Below are 16,305 nucleotides of genomic sequence, written 5' to 3' on the forward strand. Positions count from 1 at the left end.
ATTTAACATAAAATCTCTTATTCGCAATTTTAATGTAAGCCCAAAGTAGAAATGTCCGGTTTCTCCAAAGTAAAAATGTCCGCTTTTAGAATATGCGCTTTTGCAATTTTCTTAGCGGACGGTTTGATATGTTGGTGTCTATGTCGGATAACCGCCATTATATTTAATAAAAGTATAAGATCAGGGAAAGTTACAGTTTTTATTTAAAATTGAAGTATCCATTAGACTTATGAATATTTATAAAAGGTATATAATGAGTATTATTAACCCTCAAGAAACCTCTATGAAAGGTTTACAGTCAATCATTCTTTATGATTCTTTTCTTTCATCTAAACTATTCCGAGTTGATATTAGTGGTGGTCATACAAACATTACCGGTATCAACGGTGCAGGGAAAACCTCATTCCTGAACCTGATTCCTATTTTCTTTGGTGCCTCACCAAATGGGTTAATAGAGAAAGCTGCAAACAAGAAAAATTTCGTAGACTACTATTTGCCGAGCAGTCGAAGCATGGTGATTTTTGAATACCTTGCTCACTCAGGTACAAAGTGTGTGGTGCTGTATCGCAATAATAATCAGGGCAAGCACAACTACCGATTTGTTGATGGATGCGCGGAAGATACGCTATTAAGTGAGAGCAGTCTGGAAATCTTGGGTCTTTCTCAGAATGTGAAAGACGTATTTGATCAGGTTTATAAATCTGGCGTTGATGTGAGCCGTCAGATCGACAGCATCCCTGAATATATCTATACGCTGACTGCAGATAAATCACGACTGACAGGTGAAAGAAACCTTCGTGATTTATGCAACCGCTATTCACTGTCTGGAAGCAAACAACAGCTAAAATTCCTGAGCAATCTGACCCAGGTAACGATTAACCAGAACAATGTTGTCTCAAACTTCAAAACCATGTTAATTGAAGCGTATTTGGACAACGAGAAAATCAAAACAAAACCAACCTCTACCGCAGATTGGTTAGCAACCATCAATGATGTGAAAGCCCTGCAAAGCCTTCAATCGGAAAAGCAGAAGATTATCTCTGGCATTCAGTTAAAGAATGCGGTCTTAGCCTCCTTTAATGCGCTTCATGCACACCTGTTGGTACTCCGGGACCATGTGGTGAACTACGAGCAGCAGATCAGTTCGATAGAGCATGAAATCTATGCTGTAAAGAACAAAGGGAATGAGACAGTCCGTAACCTGAATAACCAGATTGTACAAGTCAAAGAGCTGATTGCAGTAAAAGAAAAGTCTGCAGGTAACTTTAAACAGGCAATTCATGATATTGAAGTTGCGGAAAGACGTTATCAAGACATGAATATTTCCGTCATGGAACAGGAATATAAGAAACGTGCGCACTACTTCAACGAGATTGAAGAAGCGAAGAAATACAAACAGTTTTTGACTGAAAGCTACGAAAATATCAACCGCGAGTACGACAAGCATTCAGCAGATTTGCTTCGTGAGAAAATGGCATCCAGTGAAGCCCTTAATGCTGAATCTAACGAGGTTCAGGAGGCAATCAACCAGTTGCGAAACCGCTTTGATCTCAAGGTGAAAGAGCTTGAGCGCAAACAGGCTGAACAGCTCCAAATTCTTGATCAAGAAATTTCCAGTGAACGTCAAAGGCTTCTGGATATCCAGTCAGCAGCTATGGAGCGCATGCACCAATCAACACTGTTTACGGATGAAGAAAACCTACAGCTACAGCGCCTCAAGTTGGCTTATGAAGTCAAAGAGAATACCTTGTCTGCAAAGTCTGACGAATTGAAAGCGGCTCAAAACAAGCTTAAACAACTTAATTTTGATCAAAACAAGGCGCAGTATGATCTTAATGGATTAAAAGCCAAGCTTGAGAAAGCCAAGCAGTCAGAAGAGAATCTGCGTACAACCCTGTTCCAGAAAGACACCTTGCTACGGTTCCTGAATGATGCACCGAATGAAGATGTGGACTGGCGTACTACCATTGCGAAGGTCATCAATCCTGAGCTTTTCTTCAAAACCAACCTGAACCCTGTCTGGCAAACTGGCGTGAATGCCAATGCCCTAAGCCTCTATGGTCTTGAAATAGACCTGAACAAGTTGGAGATTCCAGGGGAAGCCGACAGTCTTGAGCAACTACAAATACGTCTGAAAGATGCCGAGATTTACACGGCTTCTTTGGTTGAGCAGTACGACAAGCAATCGCATCTGGCTCAGTCCATCCATAGAGAGATCAACGAGACCAATATTGCAGTTGTTAAACTCGAAAATGAGTTAAATACCCTGCAAAACGAGAAGCAGCAAGCCCGACAGGTTTATGACCAGACTGAGAAAGAGCTGAAAGCGAAGAAGGCAGAAGCTACACGTATTGAGCAAGAAGCTGTAAATAGAGCGAAATACGAGCTGCAAACTTTCAACAATCAGATTGAGCCGAAGAAACGTGGTGAGCTGCGATCAGCCAACATGCTTGAAAAAAATGGCTTAAAGGAGAGCTATGATGCGTCCTATGCAGACTTGCGTATCAAGCTTGATCTGATTGCCACAAAGGAAAAGCAGCTAGAGAGCAGCTATCAAGCCAAGATGGATGATTTGACCAACCTGTATCACAGCAAACTGCGTGAGCAAGGCGTGGATGAAAATATCCTGAAACAGGCAGAAATGAAGATCAAGGCTGCGATTGCACAGCACACCAAAGTCAAAGGCTATGAAAGCATTTTGGCTGAGTACGATATGTGGAAGAAAAACCACTATCAGTACAAGCAGAACCATATCGAGGACATGAACCAAGCTCTGAAACTTGTATCTGAATACAGCCACAATCTTTCCAAACTGGAAAGTGAGCTTGAACAAGTCCGAACCTCCCTTCGTACAAGAGTGGACAATCTTGAAGCGAGTGCACAAGATTTCAGGGAGAAAATCAAAAAGCTGGATAAACAGGGGCGTGAAATCGAAAACCTGTTCGATGACGATATCCTATTGGTAGAGGTAGATCGACCTGAGTTTTTAAGCTTCGACAGCTTCTCTCGTGATCTGGGTACGTTGGCTGATACACAGAAGAAACAGATTTATCAATTACGCTTGCAGACAAACGCTTCTAAGGCATTACTGCGCAAATATGAAGCCTTCTCTCTGTTCAAGCTGTTTGAGGAAAAGATGGAGAGTATGGGGACTACCAGTGAAACCATGAACACCATTAACTCCATGTCTACCATCGAAAGCATCATGGACTACGACTTGCCGAAAAAGCATGATGCAGTCACAAACATTTTCCGTAATAAATCGGCTCAGTTGCGTAACTATATTCAGGAAATCCTTAATCTAAATAAGCGTTTAAAGAGCGTATCTACGGAACTGTCTGGCTACCTGAACCGTAGCAACAAGTTCAAGGCATTCACTGACTTCTCAATGAATCTGGAAAGTGTGCTGAATGACAAGAACACCCTAGATCAGCTCAATCAGTTTGTTTTGCAGTGTGAGGACTATCAATCCTTTGAAAACATGCAAAGCAGCTCCATTCCGAGCGAGGATTTCATTCGTTGCTGTGAATACACCTTAAAGGCAATTGAAAGCACCAAAGGACATACTGATGATATCCGCTCTATGGTACGCCTGAAAATGAGCGTGATGAACAATGGTCGTCTTGCCGAGCTGCGTACTGACAACGACTTTACCAGTGCAGGGAGTACAGGAACGTCACGTATTCTGGTGCTGATCATGTTCCTCGCATTGTCACGGAAGTTATGCCCTGATAACTCGACCTACATCCATATCCCGCTTGACGAGATTGGCAACTTTGATGCGATCAACACCAATTTGCTGTTCGACATGATGGACCATAACAAAATCTATCTGGTCTGTGCTCAACCGGAAAACTCAACCTCTAACCACAAGTTTAAGAATCTCTACATTGTTGGAGCCAATGGTGTCAGCACTGTTGTTCCACTGGAAATCGAAGGCGATAACCCATTGCTTGCAGCAGAACCAGTCTAATAGGGAAAAAGTGGAGAATTTTAAATGGCTGATAAACGATTAACAAAAGTAGCGACCAAATTATTAGAAGGTTATCTAATTGACCAGTGGAGTGATTTTGAGAACTTTGAGTTTTTGAATGATGTCGAATTTTTAGATCAACTAAACAACCATATTAGTTTTCTAGGCAAAAAGTGTATTCAGACACCGTGCGGTGGTGGGTATTTCCTGATTTACCTTGATATTGAAAGTGACCCTGAGATCAAAAAGGTCATCACCAAACAGTTTGAGGAAAACGTCAGCAAAATGGAGCCACTTGTGGACTGGCTGCGACTGTTCAGAAAGGCAGGGGGGCGCAATGAACCTCTGATTGGAGGCGACAGAATTACGTCTGGTGAAATCCTGGTTGAAGTGGAGAAGTCCAAGCATGTCCAAAAAGGGCTAAAAGAACTCTCTGCAAAGTTGGGTAAGACCGCAAGCACAGTGAAAGACCAGATCAACGGTGTTATTCAGTTTTTGGTACAGCGCGAATATTTAGTGCCAGTTGGGGTTGTGGGTACTGAGTTTTTGGCAACTTCACGTTGGTCGATTTTCTACGATGAAGCTGAGTACCTTGCCGAACACAATGCGATTGATATCACTCAAACAGATGATGTGGAGCAGGGCGAGTTACTATGATCGACTTCGTGAATCCGGCTGAACGTGGGGCGAAGGTTTTCTCTGCAAACATTGATGCTATTGCCGAAGCAATCATGTTTACCAGTTCGTCTATTCAGGTCAATGAATCAAACAAATCCTTGATTGATAATTTGCTGTCTTGCGATCTTGGGTATCTGGATGCAGAAAAAAACACGCTGCATCTAAGAAACTTCGTCATTGAGTTTGTGAATTTCTATAAAAACAGAAAGAAACGCAACATTTCCGCACCCGACATTAGCGGTCTGATTGATCGTATCAAAACGGTGAGTACCGACTATGCCTTGTCAAAAGTCGAGGACCCGGAAAGTGCCGAAGTATTAAAGGTTGAAGCAAGTGACCTGATTATTGAGCTTTCAAACAATATCAGCGAGAACATGACCAATTTTGCCGATCAGTGCTTTGAGTATCTGTCGCTGTTCAACAACTACGACATGAAAATGCGTAAGGCTGAACAAAGCTTAAAGACTGCCAAAATGCTAATTACGGCACTGGAAATCCTTTCACCAAATACGATGGATGAATTGGCGGTAGGTGATGCAGACTTGCAGAGAGTGATCTCCAAACGTCTCAAGCCAAGCGTGTTTGAAGCCATTGAAGAAATGAACCACAGCCATCACCGACTGGACAAGCAACTCTTTGAATGGAAAAAGGACATAAAAACCCAGGAGCGAATCAATCTGATTGATGCGCTGCACCGTCATTTTGCCAACAACCGGACGCTGAATGCCGATATTGATTTCAACAAGGCACCTGATAGCTTCCGTCGTGTACCACTTATCAAGCTGAAAGCTCGTGCCGATATCTACCTTGAGGATTTTGAGAACACTTTATCTGCGGTAGCTCAGACAGCCAATCAGAAGCGTGTTAAAAAAGATGGTCCAGTTGTTGAAAAAAAACGCCCACCGGTAGAGAAGGCAACGCATACGATAGTGAAGGCAGTCTCACCTCTGGATAAAGCTGCATTTTTCTTCTTTGACGCTTTTGGCAGTCCGGCAATCAATGAAATATCAGCAAAGAACGCCTACATACGCCTAGAGCCTGGATGCAAATTTGAATACTGGATTAGTCGCCTCCTGTATGAGTTTGAACTCAACCACTCAAACCATCTTGAGTTGCAGTTAGTGGGTGAAACGGATGCTAAATATAATGGCAACTACTACATTTCAGATATCGTGTTTCGTCGCAAAGACAGCAACGGAAAGGTGATGCAATGCGCTTAGGGCAAAGAGAACTCTCAATCATTCAGACGGTTTTACAGCTTAAAACCAGAGTGGTGAAGCTTAATAAGACATGGACAATGCTGAACAAAGACATGCAGATCGGTAGCATCATCAAACGTGAGCTGCATCTAAGTGAATCAGATCTTGATGTGCTTCGGGTTCTGTACGGAAAGCATGTAAAAACGGAGCCAGAGGTAACGTATGACTCCAATGCAGACCGAATATCGCTTGCTGATCATCGTATAGATGAAAAGTCTGGCAATGCCAGCGTTTTCGGTGAGCAGCTTTGGTTTGCTGCGATCAATGCACAACTACCGTTAAAGTCCGGTGAGATGCACATTGCACATCCTGGCGTGACAACAGCCGTGTCCTTAGAGCATCTTGCAGTAGAAAAAATCAGGAAGCTGATCATTATTGAGAATGGCACTATGCTTGTACGGATTTCGGACTGGTATCAGCAAGTTCCACTCGAATGGCAAGACAGCCTATTCCTTTACAGGGGGCATGGTAAGAACTGCCGGTCAGTCAATCAGTTGCTTGAAGTTCTGCCAGAAGAATGTCCGGTAGCGGTGTATACCGATTTCGACCTGTATGGGTTGAATATCGCCAATAATTTCAACCTGATCAGACCAGTCTCTGTGATGGTTCCCCAATGTTGGCAAAGCATTAAAGAACAACACCCTGATAACAACTTCTATAAGTATGTAGACCAGTCAGAGTACATTTCGGATTTGTCGGAAACCGAAGGCATGTCGGAGCCGATGAAAGCGATCTTGAAGCATGTGAACTTCAATAAAGTTGCAGTTATGCAAGAGAACGTGAACCGGCTTGGTCCATTGGTGTGTATAGCAATTTAAGGGCACTGTTGCAAAAGTTCAAGGTGTTACTTTAGACTATACCCTAAAGTTACAATCTGAAAGTTCATGAAATTATGTATCATTTAAATGATTTTTAATCATAAGTAACATGTAACTTTAGTGTTAAAGAATTATAATTTACGAAATTGTTCATTTTTATCCAATTGGGGCGTGAAAAAGTGAAAGGCCAAAAAGTAGGGTATGTCCGGGTAAGTTCTGTCGAGCAAAACACTGGACGTCAACTTGAAGGAATTGAGGTCGACCGGATTTTTGTTGACCGTGCTTCAGGTAAAAATACTGACCGACCTAAATTTCAGGAAATGTTGAACTATGTCCGGGAAGGGGACAGGGTGATTGTACATTCAATGGATCGTTTTGCGCGAAGCCTAAAAGATTTGGTCACTGAAGTAGATAAACTGGTCAAACGAGGGATCGCCATCCAGTTTGTAAAAGAAAATATTACTTTTACAGCCGAATCCACCCCGATGGATAATTTGATGCTTCAAATGATGGGTGCTTTTGCACAGTTCGAACGTGAGATCATTTTAGAGCGGCAAAAGGAAGGAATAAAACTCGCCTCTGCTCAGGGGAAGTACAAAGGTCGGGTGCATAAACTAAAGCCTGACCAAGCTGAAGCTTTACGACAAGCATGGAAGGAGGGGAAGTATCCATCGAAAATGGCATTAGGGAAAGCTTTTGGGATTAGTCGTCAGGCGGTATACCGATATTTACAAGTTAGTGAATAGCTTATTGGGATTAGCAACTAAATTTAGTTTAACTTATAAAAATCATGAAACACTGTTCGAATTTTAAGCGTGGAACGTGAAAAATCACAAAAAAAGCCCACCTTGGGGAAGGTGGGCTATCAACTAGAAACTACAGCATTGATTTCTAAGTGGAATTATAACACATTACGTATAAGGTGTATTATGTTAATTTTAGAAAAATTTAAGAATCTTTACGTAATGGTTTGTTCAATATTTTTGATTTCTTGTCTTTTAGATCAATCAGAAATAACCAATAACATAAGCCAGGAAATAGAGCCATAAAGCTAGCCCATGTTTCGGTATACATCTTCCACCAATCTTCAGCAATCTTTCCAGTATGCCCCCATCCTAAAAGAATAAAAAATGGAGTAGCAATAATTAGAGAGGTAATACAGATGGTTAATAAATTAAGACTGTTATAACGATTTAAAAGAATTGAGAATATGTAGCTGAAAGGCACAGTCAAATAGAAATATAAAGATATAAAAAAACAGTCGAAGTTTATACTTCGACTGTTTAAATTACATAGAAAGAAAGTTAAAGCAAATTAAACCAATTAATGCTGAAGCTGCAAGGACGTACATCACTTTGAGCTGGAAATGAAATAAGCCAACCAAAGCTACAAGTGCAATTAACGCAGCAACAATATCGAAAGAGCCGTTAAAACCTGTTGGCCAAAGTACATGATAAGCAAAAAATAGGGCAAGGTTAAGAATCACACCAACAACTGCGGCTGTAATAGCCGTTAACGGAGCTGTAAATTTGAGCTCATTATGTGTTGATTCGATAATTGGTGCACCAGCTAAAATAAAAACAAAGGAAAACAGGAAAGTAAACCAAGTGACTATGCTTGCTCCAATGGTGCCCGCCAAGAATAAATGATCTGAGCCTAAGATTGCTTGATTGAATGCTCCTAAAAAGCCAACAAATGCGACCACCATAATTAAAGGGCCGGGCGTGCTTTCACCTAGAGCTAAGCCATCTATCATTTGAGTCGGACTTAACCAACCGTAATAGCTTACAGCACCCTGATAAACATAAGGCAATACTGCATAGGCACCACCAAAGGTGAGCAGGGCCGCTTTCGTAAAGAACCAAGCCATTTGGGTGTAAGTATGATCCCACCCCAGCGTTAAGCTTAGGCTCAGGATTGGAATAAACCACAGTAGACCACCAATTAGCAGAATACTGCCCAATCGTTTCCAGCTAAAGATCGCATGTTCAGGTGTAGGAGTATCATCATCAATTAAAGCACGACCATAATCTTTTTTACTCTGCTGGTGTGCGTTTCCACCAGAAAATAGGCTTGGATATTTTTTTCTGGTTAGATAACCAATGATTGCGGCAGAGAGCACAATTAAAGGAAAGGGTAAGTTGAAGAAAAATATAGCAATAAATGAAAGGGCTGCAATCAGCCATAAAAATTTATTTTTAAGTGATCGACTGCCGATTCGATGTGTTGCATGAAAAACAATGGCAACAACAGCAGGTTTAATACCGTAAAAGAGCCCTGCAATAATGGGTACATCACTAAATTTTACATAAACCCATGAAAGACCAATTAAAATAAATAGTGAGGGTAGTACAAAAAGAATCCCTGCAACTAAACCACCGACGGTTCTATGCATTAACCAACCGATATAAGTTGCTAATTGTTGTGCTTCAGGACCCGGTAAGAGCATACAATAGTTCAGTGCATGCAAAAATCGCTTCTCTGAAATCCACCGCTTTTCTTCAACCAGTTCTTGGTGCATGACCGCAATTTGACCTGCGGGCCCCCCAAAACTAATGAACCCCAATTTAAGCCAGAATAGGAATGCTTGCCAAAATGAAACTGACTGTATCTCTTGTTCTGGTTGTATAACAAGTTCTTGTTCCATGATTATTCTCTTGATAGGTTGGCATATAAGCCATCGAAAATGTGATTCGATAATGCAAATAATTGGTCATCGTCACTTATCTGACTTCGAATTCCTTGAATAACTTTTTCAATACCGATCGCTTCTGGAGGCTCAATTCCTCCTACATCAAGGTAATGAACAATTTCAGCGATTTTCTTTAATGCGGGTGTTTCTAGATCAAAACTATGTAAAAGAACTTCGAAGGTCACCCAATGATTGACATGACTGAAAGTTGCACCATCAAAATCGAATCCAAATGCATCTTTGGGGCAGTCACTTGGCGTTTCTAACCAAATGAATGTTGGTGAGGTATCTATAAAAGTCTTGATTAGCCATGCAGAAGCTAGACGATCAATCCAAGGCCTTTGTCGTGTTGCCCAAATTCTGTTTTGATAATTACCTTTATCCAGATGTTGAATATGAGCTTGTATAGCTTTAGGTTCATTGACTTCACCTAGACGTGCAATAGTGAGTTCCAATAAGGAAAGTTCATTAAGAACCTGTACTTGAGTCTCATCTGGATAATAGTCAATGTCTACAAGTGCATCGATGCTTTTTCTTAATTTACGAATCTGTTTGAGTAGTTCTTTCTTATCATCTTTAGTTTGACGATCTCTTATTTCCGTGAGTTGTTTATAGAGGGTTTCGTACTCTTCTTTTCGACTGAAAATAGGTGCGAGTTCAAGATTTAAAGGTGGCTCTGCGTAAAACATATAAGCAGTTCCTTGTTCAGAAACAACATCATTAGCAATAGAGGTAAACTTCTCACTATGATTAATAGGGAGTATGTAGACCCCATCTCTAAGGGTCGCGGCACCACTTGCTTTCAAAGATCGCCAGACTCTCATCCGAGTGCTTGTGTTCTGTGTAGGCAGAGATGTTATGAGCAAAGAAATAGACATGTAGTATACTCAACATATTTGTAGAATATATTACTAATAAATTTTTAAACTTCAAAGACGAATAAATGATTTCCTATAGTAGGAAAAATATTAAGAAAATATTTATCCAGAACATATTTAAATTGAGGGTGTTATGGAAAAGGGAGCAATAATTTCAGATTGCAGTAAATATCGTTATTCTCTATGGCGTATCTGGGATAAAGAGAAACCAATGTTTTCTTTTATTGGTTTGAATCCCTCAACTGCAGATCATATTCAAGATGATCCCACTATCACTCGTTGTATCAACCTTGCCAAAAGTTGGGGTGGCGGTGGTATTTATATGGCTAATCTCTTTGCATATAGAGCAACTGATCCACAAGAAATGATGTCTCAAGAAGATCCCATTGGCTCAGATAATGATTTTTACTTAAGCGAAATAGCTTCCAAATCCCAAAGAATTATTGCTTGTTGGGGTAATAATGGGGGGTATCAACAAAGGTCCTCTACTGTAAAAGAACTATTAAAGGGTAAACTTTATTATCTAGAATTGAATAAAACAGGTGAACCAAAACATCCTCTTTACATCCATTCTGAAACTCAAATTAAGCCCTATTTAACATAATGGCTGTTATACGAACTATCTTTGTAATGCATATTGCATTACAATATTCTCATGCATTCAATAAATGGGAAAATGATGGCTACTGTTAATTTCAGGGTCGATGAAGCCCTTAAAGAAAAGTCTTATTCCATCCTAAAAGAACAAGGAATTGCACCTACTGAGTTCTTTACTAATATTCTTGAATATATTGCTACGACTGGAAAGCTTCCAGTACAAAAAGCTTTACTCTCAGAAGAGGATACCGAGCTATTAGCGATTGTTCGTAAACGTGTTAATGATCCTAAAGAGATGTTCGAGGAAGTCACATTAGATGACTTATAAGCTTTTACGTCATAAGGACTTCACTGCAGAATGGGAAAAGCTTCCTAGTGCTATACGAGATCAATTCAAGAAAAAATTAGCTAAGGTAATAGAGCAACCACATATTCCAAAGAATATGCTTAAAGGTGATCTTGCAGGCTGCTATAAAATAAAATTATTAAAAGCTGGTGTCCGACTTGTTTACCAGGTCAAAGATGATCAGGTAGTTATTTTGCTAATTACCGTTGGAAAACGAGCTGATAGCATTGTTTATGATGAAGCAAAAAAGCGGATAAAAGACTAAAAATGGGAGCTGCATGCCCCCATTTTTGGCTTCGTATAACGTGCATTATGTTAATTTTAGGGAAACTTAATTCTATAGGTGATACCAATGGACAAAAAGATAGAAGAGAAAACTAAAGATATTAATGAAAAAATTCAAAAATTGGATTTAGCTATCCAAGAACTAATAGAAACTACAGACAATTTTTTTATTAATGACTTCCGACTGGAGAGGTTTCACCATCTATAAGGAACTGTAGAGGAAATCCCCCAGCTATGACTTCAACTTCTCCAAGCTTATCTACAACTATGCGGTCAACTAATATATTTTTTTGATAAAGCAAAGATACGTAGGTCAAAATAATTGCTAAGAAATTAAAATATAAAAATTTTTTCATAATTTTATCTCATATATCTATTAATTATAACAATTTTTAATCAGAGCCTTTTGGAATAATTTGCTTTAATTTCTCTATTATTATTTTATCAAAAAATTCCTTTAATATGAAAAAATTAGAATTTATTTTATTAAGTTTACTTGCAGCCTGTAGTCCAGTTACAGAAAAAATTGAATCAAATATAGTTGTTCCACGTATTCAATATACGGGGGGAGCAGATAATGCAAGTTATAGTGAGGCTAAGCTTATTAGGGAAGGTAAATGCCTATACCTAGAACATGCTGATGGATCTAAAGTTCTGCCAATTTTTGCTACAAAAACTCTAGATTGGGATATGGAAACTAAGAGCCTAAAAGTAGATTCGGATACTTATTTTTTAGGTGATAAAGCAGCATATGGAGGCGGAGAATCCTATCCTCTAGAAAAAAATAATTATTCTTGGATAACTGAAGTAGATCCTAGCTGTGATACCTCAAAAGTTATAGTTATTAGTCGACTCATAAGACCAATTGAACAGAACTACCAAAATGAAGAATAGCCTATTTTACTGTCTTGCATTAGTTTTAATTATAGGATGCCAACCATTAGAAAAGAATGGATATATTTCTATTAAAAATTGGACCAATGCCCCAATCACAGATCTTAAAATAACTTATATCAGTGCTCAAAAAACTTATAGCTTAGGTACTCTTTATCCTTATTCGGAATATAAATACGCCATCAACTATGAGCAGCATAATGAGGATTCAATAATCTTTTCATATGTAGATAAAAGTCATAAAAAGATTAATCAAGAAGTAGCGTAAGCATCCGGCTAACACAGCCTTACCAAGCGATCCTATAAGCCTTAATTTAGTCCCCACTTAGAAACAAGTGGGGACTTAAATTTATGACTACAAATCATCAGACATCCATCGCATCTCTTGCGAAAAAACGAAGAACATACAGTGCTGAATTTAAACAGCAGATCGTTCAGGCTTGTAAAGCACCGGACGTTTCAATTGCTTCAGTCGCTTTGCAACATGGATTGAATACAAATCTTGTATCCAAATGGATTCGCTTAATTGATGCTAAGCCAGGGAGTGATCGCTCACCACTACCGAATAAACCTGCATTTATTGCCTTATCTTGCTCTGCACCATTAGATCCTACTCCTACTGACATGTTAAAAGTTCAAATTACTTTACCCCACTCAAAAGCAGAAATTGGCTTGAAATGGCAAGTATCAGAAATACCTGCCTTGGCAGAATTACTCAAGGTGCTGGCAACATGATCCGTATCGATGAAATCTGGCTTTCTACCCAACCTCTGGATATGCGAGCAGGGATGGATACTGTCATGGCTCAGGTGGTGAGAGCCTTTGGCTACATTAAACCGCATTGTGCTTACCTGTTCTGTAATAAACGTGGTATCGCATGAAAGTGCTGGTACATGATGGACTGGGCATCTGGCTGTGTGCCCGGCGGCTGGAACAGGGAAAATTCCACTGGGCTAAAGTTCACCAGGGTGAAAGCGTAGCTCTCAACCCGGAACAGTTACAGGCATTAATCCAGGGTTTGCCTTGGCAGCGCATTGGACGACAGCAGGTGGTCACGATGCTCTAAACCAAGCTCGGCTATTCTGCTATCCTCCAAACGTTCTATTTCATTCTTCTCATGACCTCAGGCATACTGCGGTCATGAATACGCTGCCAGATTTAAGCCAACTGACCCATGAACAACTGCTGGAATTCACCCGGCAGTTGGCGATGCAGCATCAACAACTCGCAGAAGATAAACAACAATTAGATGCTCAAGTTCAACATCTGGAAGTATCAAATCAACAATTAGGTACCAAAGTTCAACATCTTGAAGTCACCAATCAGCAATTAGATTCTAAAGTTCAGCATCTTTCTATTCTCAATCAAAAATACGAGCATGAACTGGCGCTGTTTAAACAGCATAAATTCGGCAGTAAAAACGAACATCTCACCGCAAAACAAATCCATCTGTGGGATGAGGCGGTCGAAGAAGATATCGCAGCCGTTGATCTGGAATTAGAACGATTAAATGCAGATAAAACCCATGCAGCGACACAGAAAGCCACAGTCAACAAACCTAAACGTCGACTGCTGCCAGATCATCTACACACCATCCGTATTGAGCATGAACCTGCATCAACCCAATGCAGTTGTGGCTGCCAGTTACGTCGTATCGGCGAAGATATCAGTGAAAAACTGCATTTCAGACCGGCACAGTTCTATAAGGAACAGCATGTACGTGGCAAATGGGTCTGTGATCAGTGCGACACCCTGACTCAGCAAGCGATGCCCGCCTATGTGATTGATAAAGGTATTGCCAGTCCTGAACTGCTCAGCCATGTGCTGGTATCGAAGTATGCCGATCATTTGCCGCTGTACCGTCAGCGCCTGATCTATCAGCGGGCTGGCATTGATCTGTCCAGATCCACGTTATCTGACTGGATTGGTCGCTGCGGTGTGGAACTGGAACCTCTTACCAATGCCTTAAAACAGGTGGTGCTGCAACAGCGGGTGATCCATGCCGATGAAACGCCGGTCACCATCATGCGGATGGGTGATGATGAGAAAAAACCGAAGAAAGGTTATGTCTGGTATATGCCACCACACAGTATAATCCAGTTCAGGCGGTGATCTATGACTTTCAGGATAGTCGTTCAGGCCAGCATGCTGAAGAGTTCTTGAAAGGCTGGCAGGGCTATCTAGTCTGTGATGATTACAGTGGTTATAAAGCACGTTTTAAATCAGGCCAGGTGATTGAGGTAGGGTGCATGGCCCATGCACGTCGTAAATTCCATGAACTGCATGTAACTGGGAAAAGTCAGGTTGCTGAACAGGCCTTAGTGCTGATTCAGAAACTGTATGCGATAGAAGCAGAACTCAGGAAAAAGACCGATGGTACAGCGGAAGACCGCCGCGAATACCGACAACAGCATAGTCAACCAGTGATGCAACAACTATATGAATGGCTCAACCAACATCATCTGACAGTGCCATCGAGTTCTCCCACCGCCAAGGCTATCAATTACACTCTGAAGCGTTGGCCAGCCTTAAGCCGCTATCTGGATGATGGCAATCTACCGATATGCAACAATTGGGTAGAGAATCAGATGCGTCCCTGGGCGTTGGGACGCAAGAACTGGCTGTTTGCAGGTTCGCTGCGCAGTGGTCAGCGAGCGGCAAACATCATGACTTTAATCCAGTCAGCAAAGCTGAATGGCTTGGATCCGTATGCCTATTTAAGTGATGTGCTGAAAAGGCTGCCGACGCATAAAGCGACCCAAATTGAAGAATTGCTGCCACACTGCTGGAAACCTAAATCGAATTAAAATTGGTATGGGATTCAGCGGACGCTTACGAAGTAGCTACATATGCAGCCAAATATGATAGGAGAATTTATGAAATAATTATTCAATAGAATATAAATTTATATAGAAATTACAATTACTAATTGAACGAAAGAGCTTCTATTTGAAGTTTCAAAAACTGGAGTTTTCCACCAATCTAACCTCCATTGTAAGCGTCCGCTGAACCCCACTTTTTCTAACTCATTAATACCGCGATAGTGTCCACTTAAATTTAAGTGGACACCTATTTATGGATTTAAAGACAGTTATAGACAGTGCACCAACGCTAAAAAAGCCCCGTCGAACCTTCACAGCTGAATTTAAACATCAACTTATTCAGCAATGCCAGCAGCCAGATACATCAGTGGCCAAGGTAGCAATGCAACATCAGATCAATGCCAATCTGCTACATAAATGGATTCGTCAGTCCAGATCAATGCCCCCTGCATTAAAAACCCCATCCATTCCACAGACTGACTTTCTTCCGGTCATTCTTCACCCGACTCCAGTCAAACAAGAAGCACCTCTACCACCTGTGCCAGAGAAGAAAGCTGTCGCTCATATCAGGATTCCATTACATGAGGCACCAAGTTCCGCAAGGGATCAGATGATCGAGATCGACTGGCCGGTGGAGTCAGTAACTGAATTACTGTTGCTGATCCAGGGTTTGACTCAATGATTCGTATTGATGAGATCTGGTTGTCTACCCAGCCGATGGACATGCGTGCAGGGATGGATACAGCCATGGCTCAGGTGCTGAGAGCCTTTGGCTACATCAAACCGCATTGCGCTTACCTGTTCTGTAATAAGCGTGGCCATCGTATGAAAGTGCTGGTGCATGATGGACTGGGTATCTGGCTGTGTGCCCGGCGGCTGGAACAGGGGAAATTCCACTGGGCTAAAGTTCACCAGGGTGAAAGTATGGCGATCAGCCCGGAGCAGTTACAGGCACTGATCCAGGGTTTGCCCTGGCAAAGAATCGGACTGCAGCAAGTGGTAACAATGCTCTAAACCAGGCTCATCCATTCTGCTATTCTCCAAACGTTCTATTTCCTCTGCA

General features: G+C 41.1%; 16 protein-coding genes and 3 pseudogenes. 15 read left to right on the plus strand and 4 right to left on the minus strand.

The window, feature by feature from the left end:
- The first annotated feature begins 253 nt into the window (after positions 1–253).
- From K1T76_RS14050 to K1T76_RS14070, 5 genes are all read left to right on the plus strand, one after another.
- On the plus strand, positions 254–3,973 hold the full coding sequence (locus K1T76_RS14050; RefSeq protein ID WP_078390059.1) for an ATP-binding protein: 3,720 nt from the start codon (positions 254–256) through the stop codon (positions 3,971–3,973).
- Positions 3,974–3,997: 24 nt separating this feature from the next.
- On the plus strand, positions 3,998–4,630 hold the full coding sequence (locus K1T76_RS14055) for a condensin complex protein MksE (RefSeq protein ID WP_004676008.1): 633 nt from the start codon (positions 3,998–4,000) through the stop codon (positions 4,628–4,630).
- Positions 4,627–5,871: a hypothetical protein gene (locus K1T76_RS14060; RefSeq protein ID WP_005100615.1), complete on the plus strand. Its 1,245-nt coding sequence runs from the start codon at positions 4,627–4,629 to the stop codon at positions 5,869–5,871. Before K1T76_RS14055 ends, K1T76_RS14060 begins: the two co-directional genes overlap by 4 nt.
- Entirely contained in the window at positions 5,862–6,728 is an 867-nt protein-coding gene (locus K1T76_RS14065; protein WP_004676005.1) for a DUF7281 domain-containing protein, read from the plus strand. The genes K1T76_RS14060 and K1T76_RS14065 overlap by 10 nt, the downstream gene beginning before the upstream one ends.
- Before the next feature lie 179 nt (positions 6,729–6,907).
- A complete protein-coding gene (locus K1T76_RS14070; RefSeq protein ID WP_000678311.1) occupies positions 6,908–7,474 on the plus strand; it encodes a recombinase family protein in 567 nt (188 codons plus the stop codon).
- A gap of 202 nt (positions 7,475–7,676) precedes the next feature.
- Here K1T76_RS14070 and K1T76_RS14075 read toward each other — a convergent pair.
- The 3 genes and pseudogenes from K1T76_RS14075 to K1T76_RS14085 form a co-directional block, all read right to left on the minus strand.
- Positions 7,677–7,970: pseudogene (locus K1T76_RS14075) on the minus strand (hypothetical protein); the annotation flags it as partial.
- A 46-nt stretch (positions 7,971–8,016) separates the two neighbouring features.
- Positions 8,017–9,375, minus strand: coding sequence for a chromate efflux transporter (gene chrA, locus K1T76_RS14080; protein WP_019838421.1), 1,359 nt, complete (start codon positions 9,373–9,375; stop codon positions 8,017–8,019).
- Between the two features lie 2 nt (positions 9,376–9,377).
- Positions 9,378–10,298: a chromate resistance protein ChrB domain-containing protein gene (locus K1T76_RS14085; RefSeq protein WP_026438269.1), complete on the minus strand. Its 921-nt coding sequence runs from the start codon at positions 10,296–10,298 to the stop codon at positions 9,378–9,380.
- A 133-nt stretch (positions 10,299–10,431) separates the two neighbouring features.
- Between K1T76_RS14085 and K1T76_RS14090 the strand changes: the two genes are divergently transcribed.
- The 3 genes from K1T76_RS14090 (at position 10,432) to K1T76_RS14100 (ending at position 11,506) form a co-directional block, all read left to right on the plus strand.
- Positions 10,432–10,902 (plus strand): DUF1643 domain-containing protein, encoded by a 471-nt coding sequence (locus K1T76_RS14090; protein WP_039048355.1) that lies wholly within the window; start codon positions 10,432–10,434, stop codon positions 10,900–10,902.
- A gap of 75 nt (positions 10,903–10,977) precedes the next feature.
- Complete coding sequence (locus K1T76_RS14095; RefSeq protein ID WP_026438268.1) at positions 10,978–11,223, plus strand: type II toxin-antitoxin system RelB/DinJ family antitoxin; 246 nt, start codon at positions 10,978–10,980, stop codon at positions 11,221–11,223.
- Positions 11,213–11,506, plus strand: a complete 294-nt coding sequence (locus tag K1T76_RS14100) for a type II toxin-antitoxin system RelE family toxin (protein WP_004733298.1) — start codon at positions 11,213–11,215, stop codon at positions 11,504–11,506. The genes K1T76_RS14095 and K1T76_RS14100 overlap by 11 nt, the downstream gene beginning before the upstream one ends.
- Before the next feature lie 196 nt (positions 11,507–11,702).
- Here K1T76_RS14100 and K1T76_RS14105 read toward each other — a convergent pair.
- Positions 11,703–11,882 (minus strand): annotated as a pseudogene (locus K1T76_RS14105) (hypothetical protein); the annotation flags it as partial.
- 106 nt (positions 11,883–11,988) lie between these two features.
- Between K1T76_RS14105 and K1T76_RS14110 the strand changes: the two are divergent.
- The 7 genes and pseudogenes from K1T76_RS14110 (at position 11,989) to tnpB (K1T76_RS14135) (ending at position 16,256) form a co-directional block, all read left to right on the plus strand.
- Positions 11,989–12,420 (plus strand): hypothetical protein, encoded by a 432-nt coding sequence (locus K1T76_RS14110; RefSeq protein ID WP_018680121.1) that lies wholly within the window; start codon positions 11,989–11,991, stop codon positions 12,418–12,420.
- A gap of 351 nt (positions 12,421–12,771) precedes the next feature.
- Positions 12,772–13,155: an IS66-like element accessory protein TnpA gene (tnpA, locus tag K1T76_RS14115; RefSeq protein WP_004828545.1), complete on the plus strand. Its 384-nt coding sequence runs from the start codon at positions 12,772–12,774 to the stop codon at positions 13,153–13,155.
- A complete protein-coding gene (tnpB, locus tag K1T76_RS14995) occupies positions 13,152–13,301 on the plus strand; it encodes an IS66 family insertion sequence element accessory protein TnpB (RefSeq protein WP_268259952.1) in 150 nt (49 codons plus the stop codon). Before tnpA (K1T76_RS14115) ends, tnpB (K1T76_RS14995) begins: the two co-directional genes overlap by 4 nt.
- The gene (tnpB, locus tag K1T76_RS14120) at positions 13,298–13,486 is read left to right on the plus strand and encodes an IS66 family insertion sequence element accessory protein TnpB (RefSeq protein ID WP_225535446.1); all 189 of its coding nucleotides are present in this window, start codon (positions 13,298–13,300) and stop codon (positions 13,484–13,486) included. Before tnpB (K1T76_RS14995) ends, tnpB (K1T76_RS14120) begins: the two co-directional genes overlap by 4 nt.
- Positions 13,487–13,560: 74 nt before the next feature.
- Positions 13,561–15,227, plus strand: a pseudogene (gene tnpC, locus K1T76_RS14125) (IS66 family transposase).
- 268 nt (positions 15,228–15,495) lie between these two features.
- Entirely contained in the window at positions 15,496–15,924 is a 429-nt protein-coding gene (gene tnpA, locus K1T76_RS14130; RefSeq protein ID WP_000364662.1) for an IS66-like element accessory protein TnpA, read from the plus strand.
- Positions 15,921–16,256: an IS66 family insertion sequence element accessory protein TnpB gene (tnpB, locus tag K1T76_RS14135; protein WP_000618090.1), complete on the plus strand. Its 336-nt coding sequence runs from the start codon at positions 15,921–15,923 to the stop codon at positions 16,254–16,256. Before tnpA (K1T76_RS14130) ends, tnpB (K1T76_RS14135) begins: the two co-directional genes overlap by 4 nt.
- Positions 16,257–16,305: the final 49 nt, after the last annotated feature.

It is taken from the genome of Acinetobacter sp. PW68 (genome assembly GCF_020982655.1).
In the GTDB taxonomy this organism is placed as follows: domain Bacteria; phylum Pseudomonadota; class Gammaproteobacteria; order Pseudomonadales; family Moraxellaceae; genus Acinetobacter; species Acinetobacter towneri_A.

What these genes read in the sequence shown, in the direction of transcription:
- K1T76_RS14050 (WP_078390059.1), top strand. Translation starts at nt 254, where the DNA reads ATGAGTATTATTAACCCTCAAGAAACCTCTATGAAAGGTTTACAGTCA.
- K1T76_RS14055 (WP_004676008.1), top strand. Translation starts at nt 3,998, where the DNA reads ATGGCTGATAAACGATTAACAAAAGTAGCGACCAAATTATTAGAAGGT.
- K1T76_RS14060 (WP_005100615.1), top strand. Translation starts at nt 4,627, where the DNA reads ATGATCGACTTCGTGAATCCGGCTGAACGTGGGGCGAAGGTTTTCTCT.
- K1T76_RS14065 (WP_004676005.1), top strand. Translation starts at nt 5,862, where the DNA reads ATGCGCTTAGGGCAAAGAGAACTCTCAATCATTCAGACGGTTTTACAG.
- chrA (WP_019838421.1), bottom strand. Translation starts at nt 9,375, where the DNA reads ATGGAACAAGAACTTGTTATACAACCAGAACAAGAGATACAGTCAGTT.
- K1T76_RS14085 (WP_026438269.1), bottom strand. Translation starts at nt 10,298, where the DNA reads ATGTCTATTTCTTTGCTCATAACATCTCTGCCTACACAGAACACAAGC.
- K1T76_RS14090 (WP_039048355.1), top strand. Translation starts at nt 10,432, where the DNA reads ATGGAAAAGGGAGCAATAATTTCAGATTGCAGTAAATATCGTTATTCT.
- K1T76_RS14095 (WP_026438268.1), top strand. Translation starts at nt 10,978, where the DNA reads ATGGCTACTGTTAATTTCAGGGTCGATGAAGCCCTTAAAGAAAAGTCT.
- K1T76_RS14100 (WP_004733298.1), top strand. Translation starts at nt 11,213, where the DNA reads ATGACTTATAAGCTTTTACGTCATAAGGACTTCACTGCAGAATGGGAA.
- K1T76_RS14110 (WP_018680121.1), top strand. Translation starts at nt 11,989, where the DNA reads ATGAAAAAATTAGAATTTATTTTATTAAGTTTACTTGCAGCCTGTAGT.
- tnpA (WP_004828545.1), top strand. Translation starts at nt 12,772, where the DNA reads ATGACTACAAATCATCAGACATCCATCGCATCTCTTGCGAAAAAACGA.
- tnpB (WP_268259952.1), top strand. Translation starts at nt 13,152, where the DNA reads ATGATCCGTATCGATGAAATCTGGCTTTCTACCCAACCTCTGGATATG.
- tnpB (WP_225535446.1), top strand. Translation starts at nt 13,298, where the DNA reads ATGAAAGTGCTGGTACATGATGGACTGGGCATCTGGCTGTGTGCCCGG.
- tnpA (WP_000364662.1), top strand. Translation starts at nt 15,496, where the DNA reads ATGGATTTAAAGACAGTTATAGACAGTGCACCAACGCTAAAAAAGCCC.
- tnpB (WP_000618090.1), top strand. Translation starts at nt 15,921, where the DNA reads ATGATTCGTATTGATGAGATCTGGTTGTCTACCCAGCCGATGGACATG.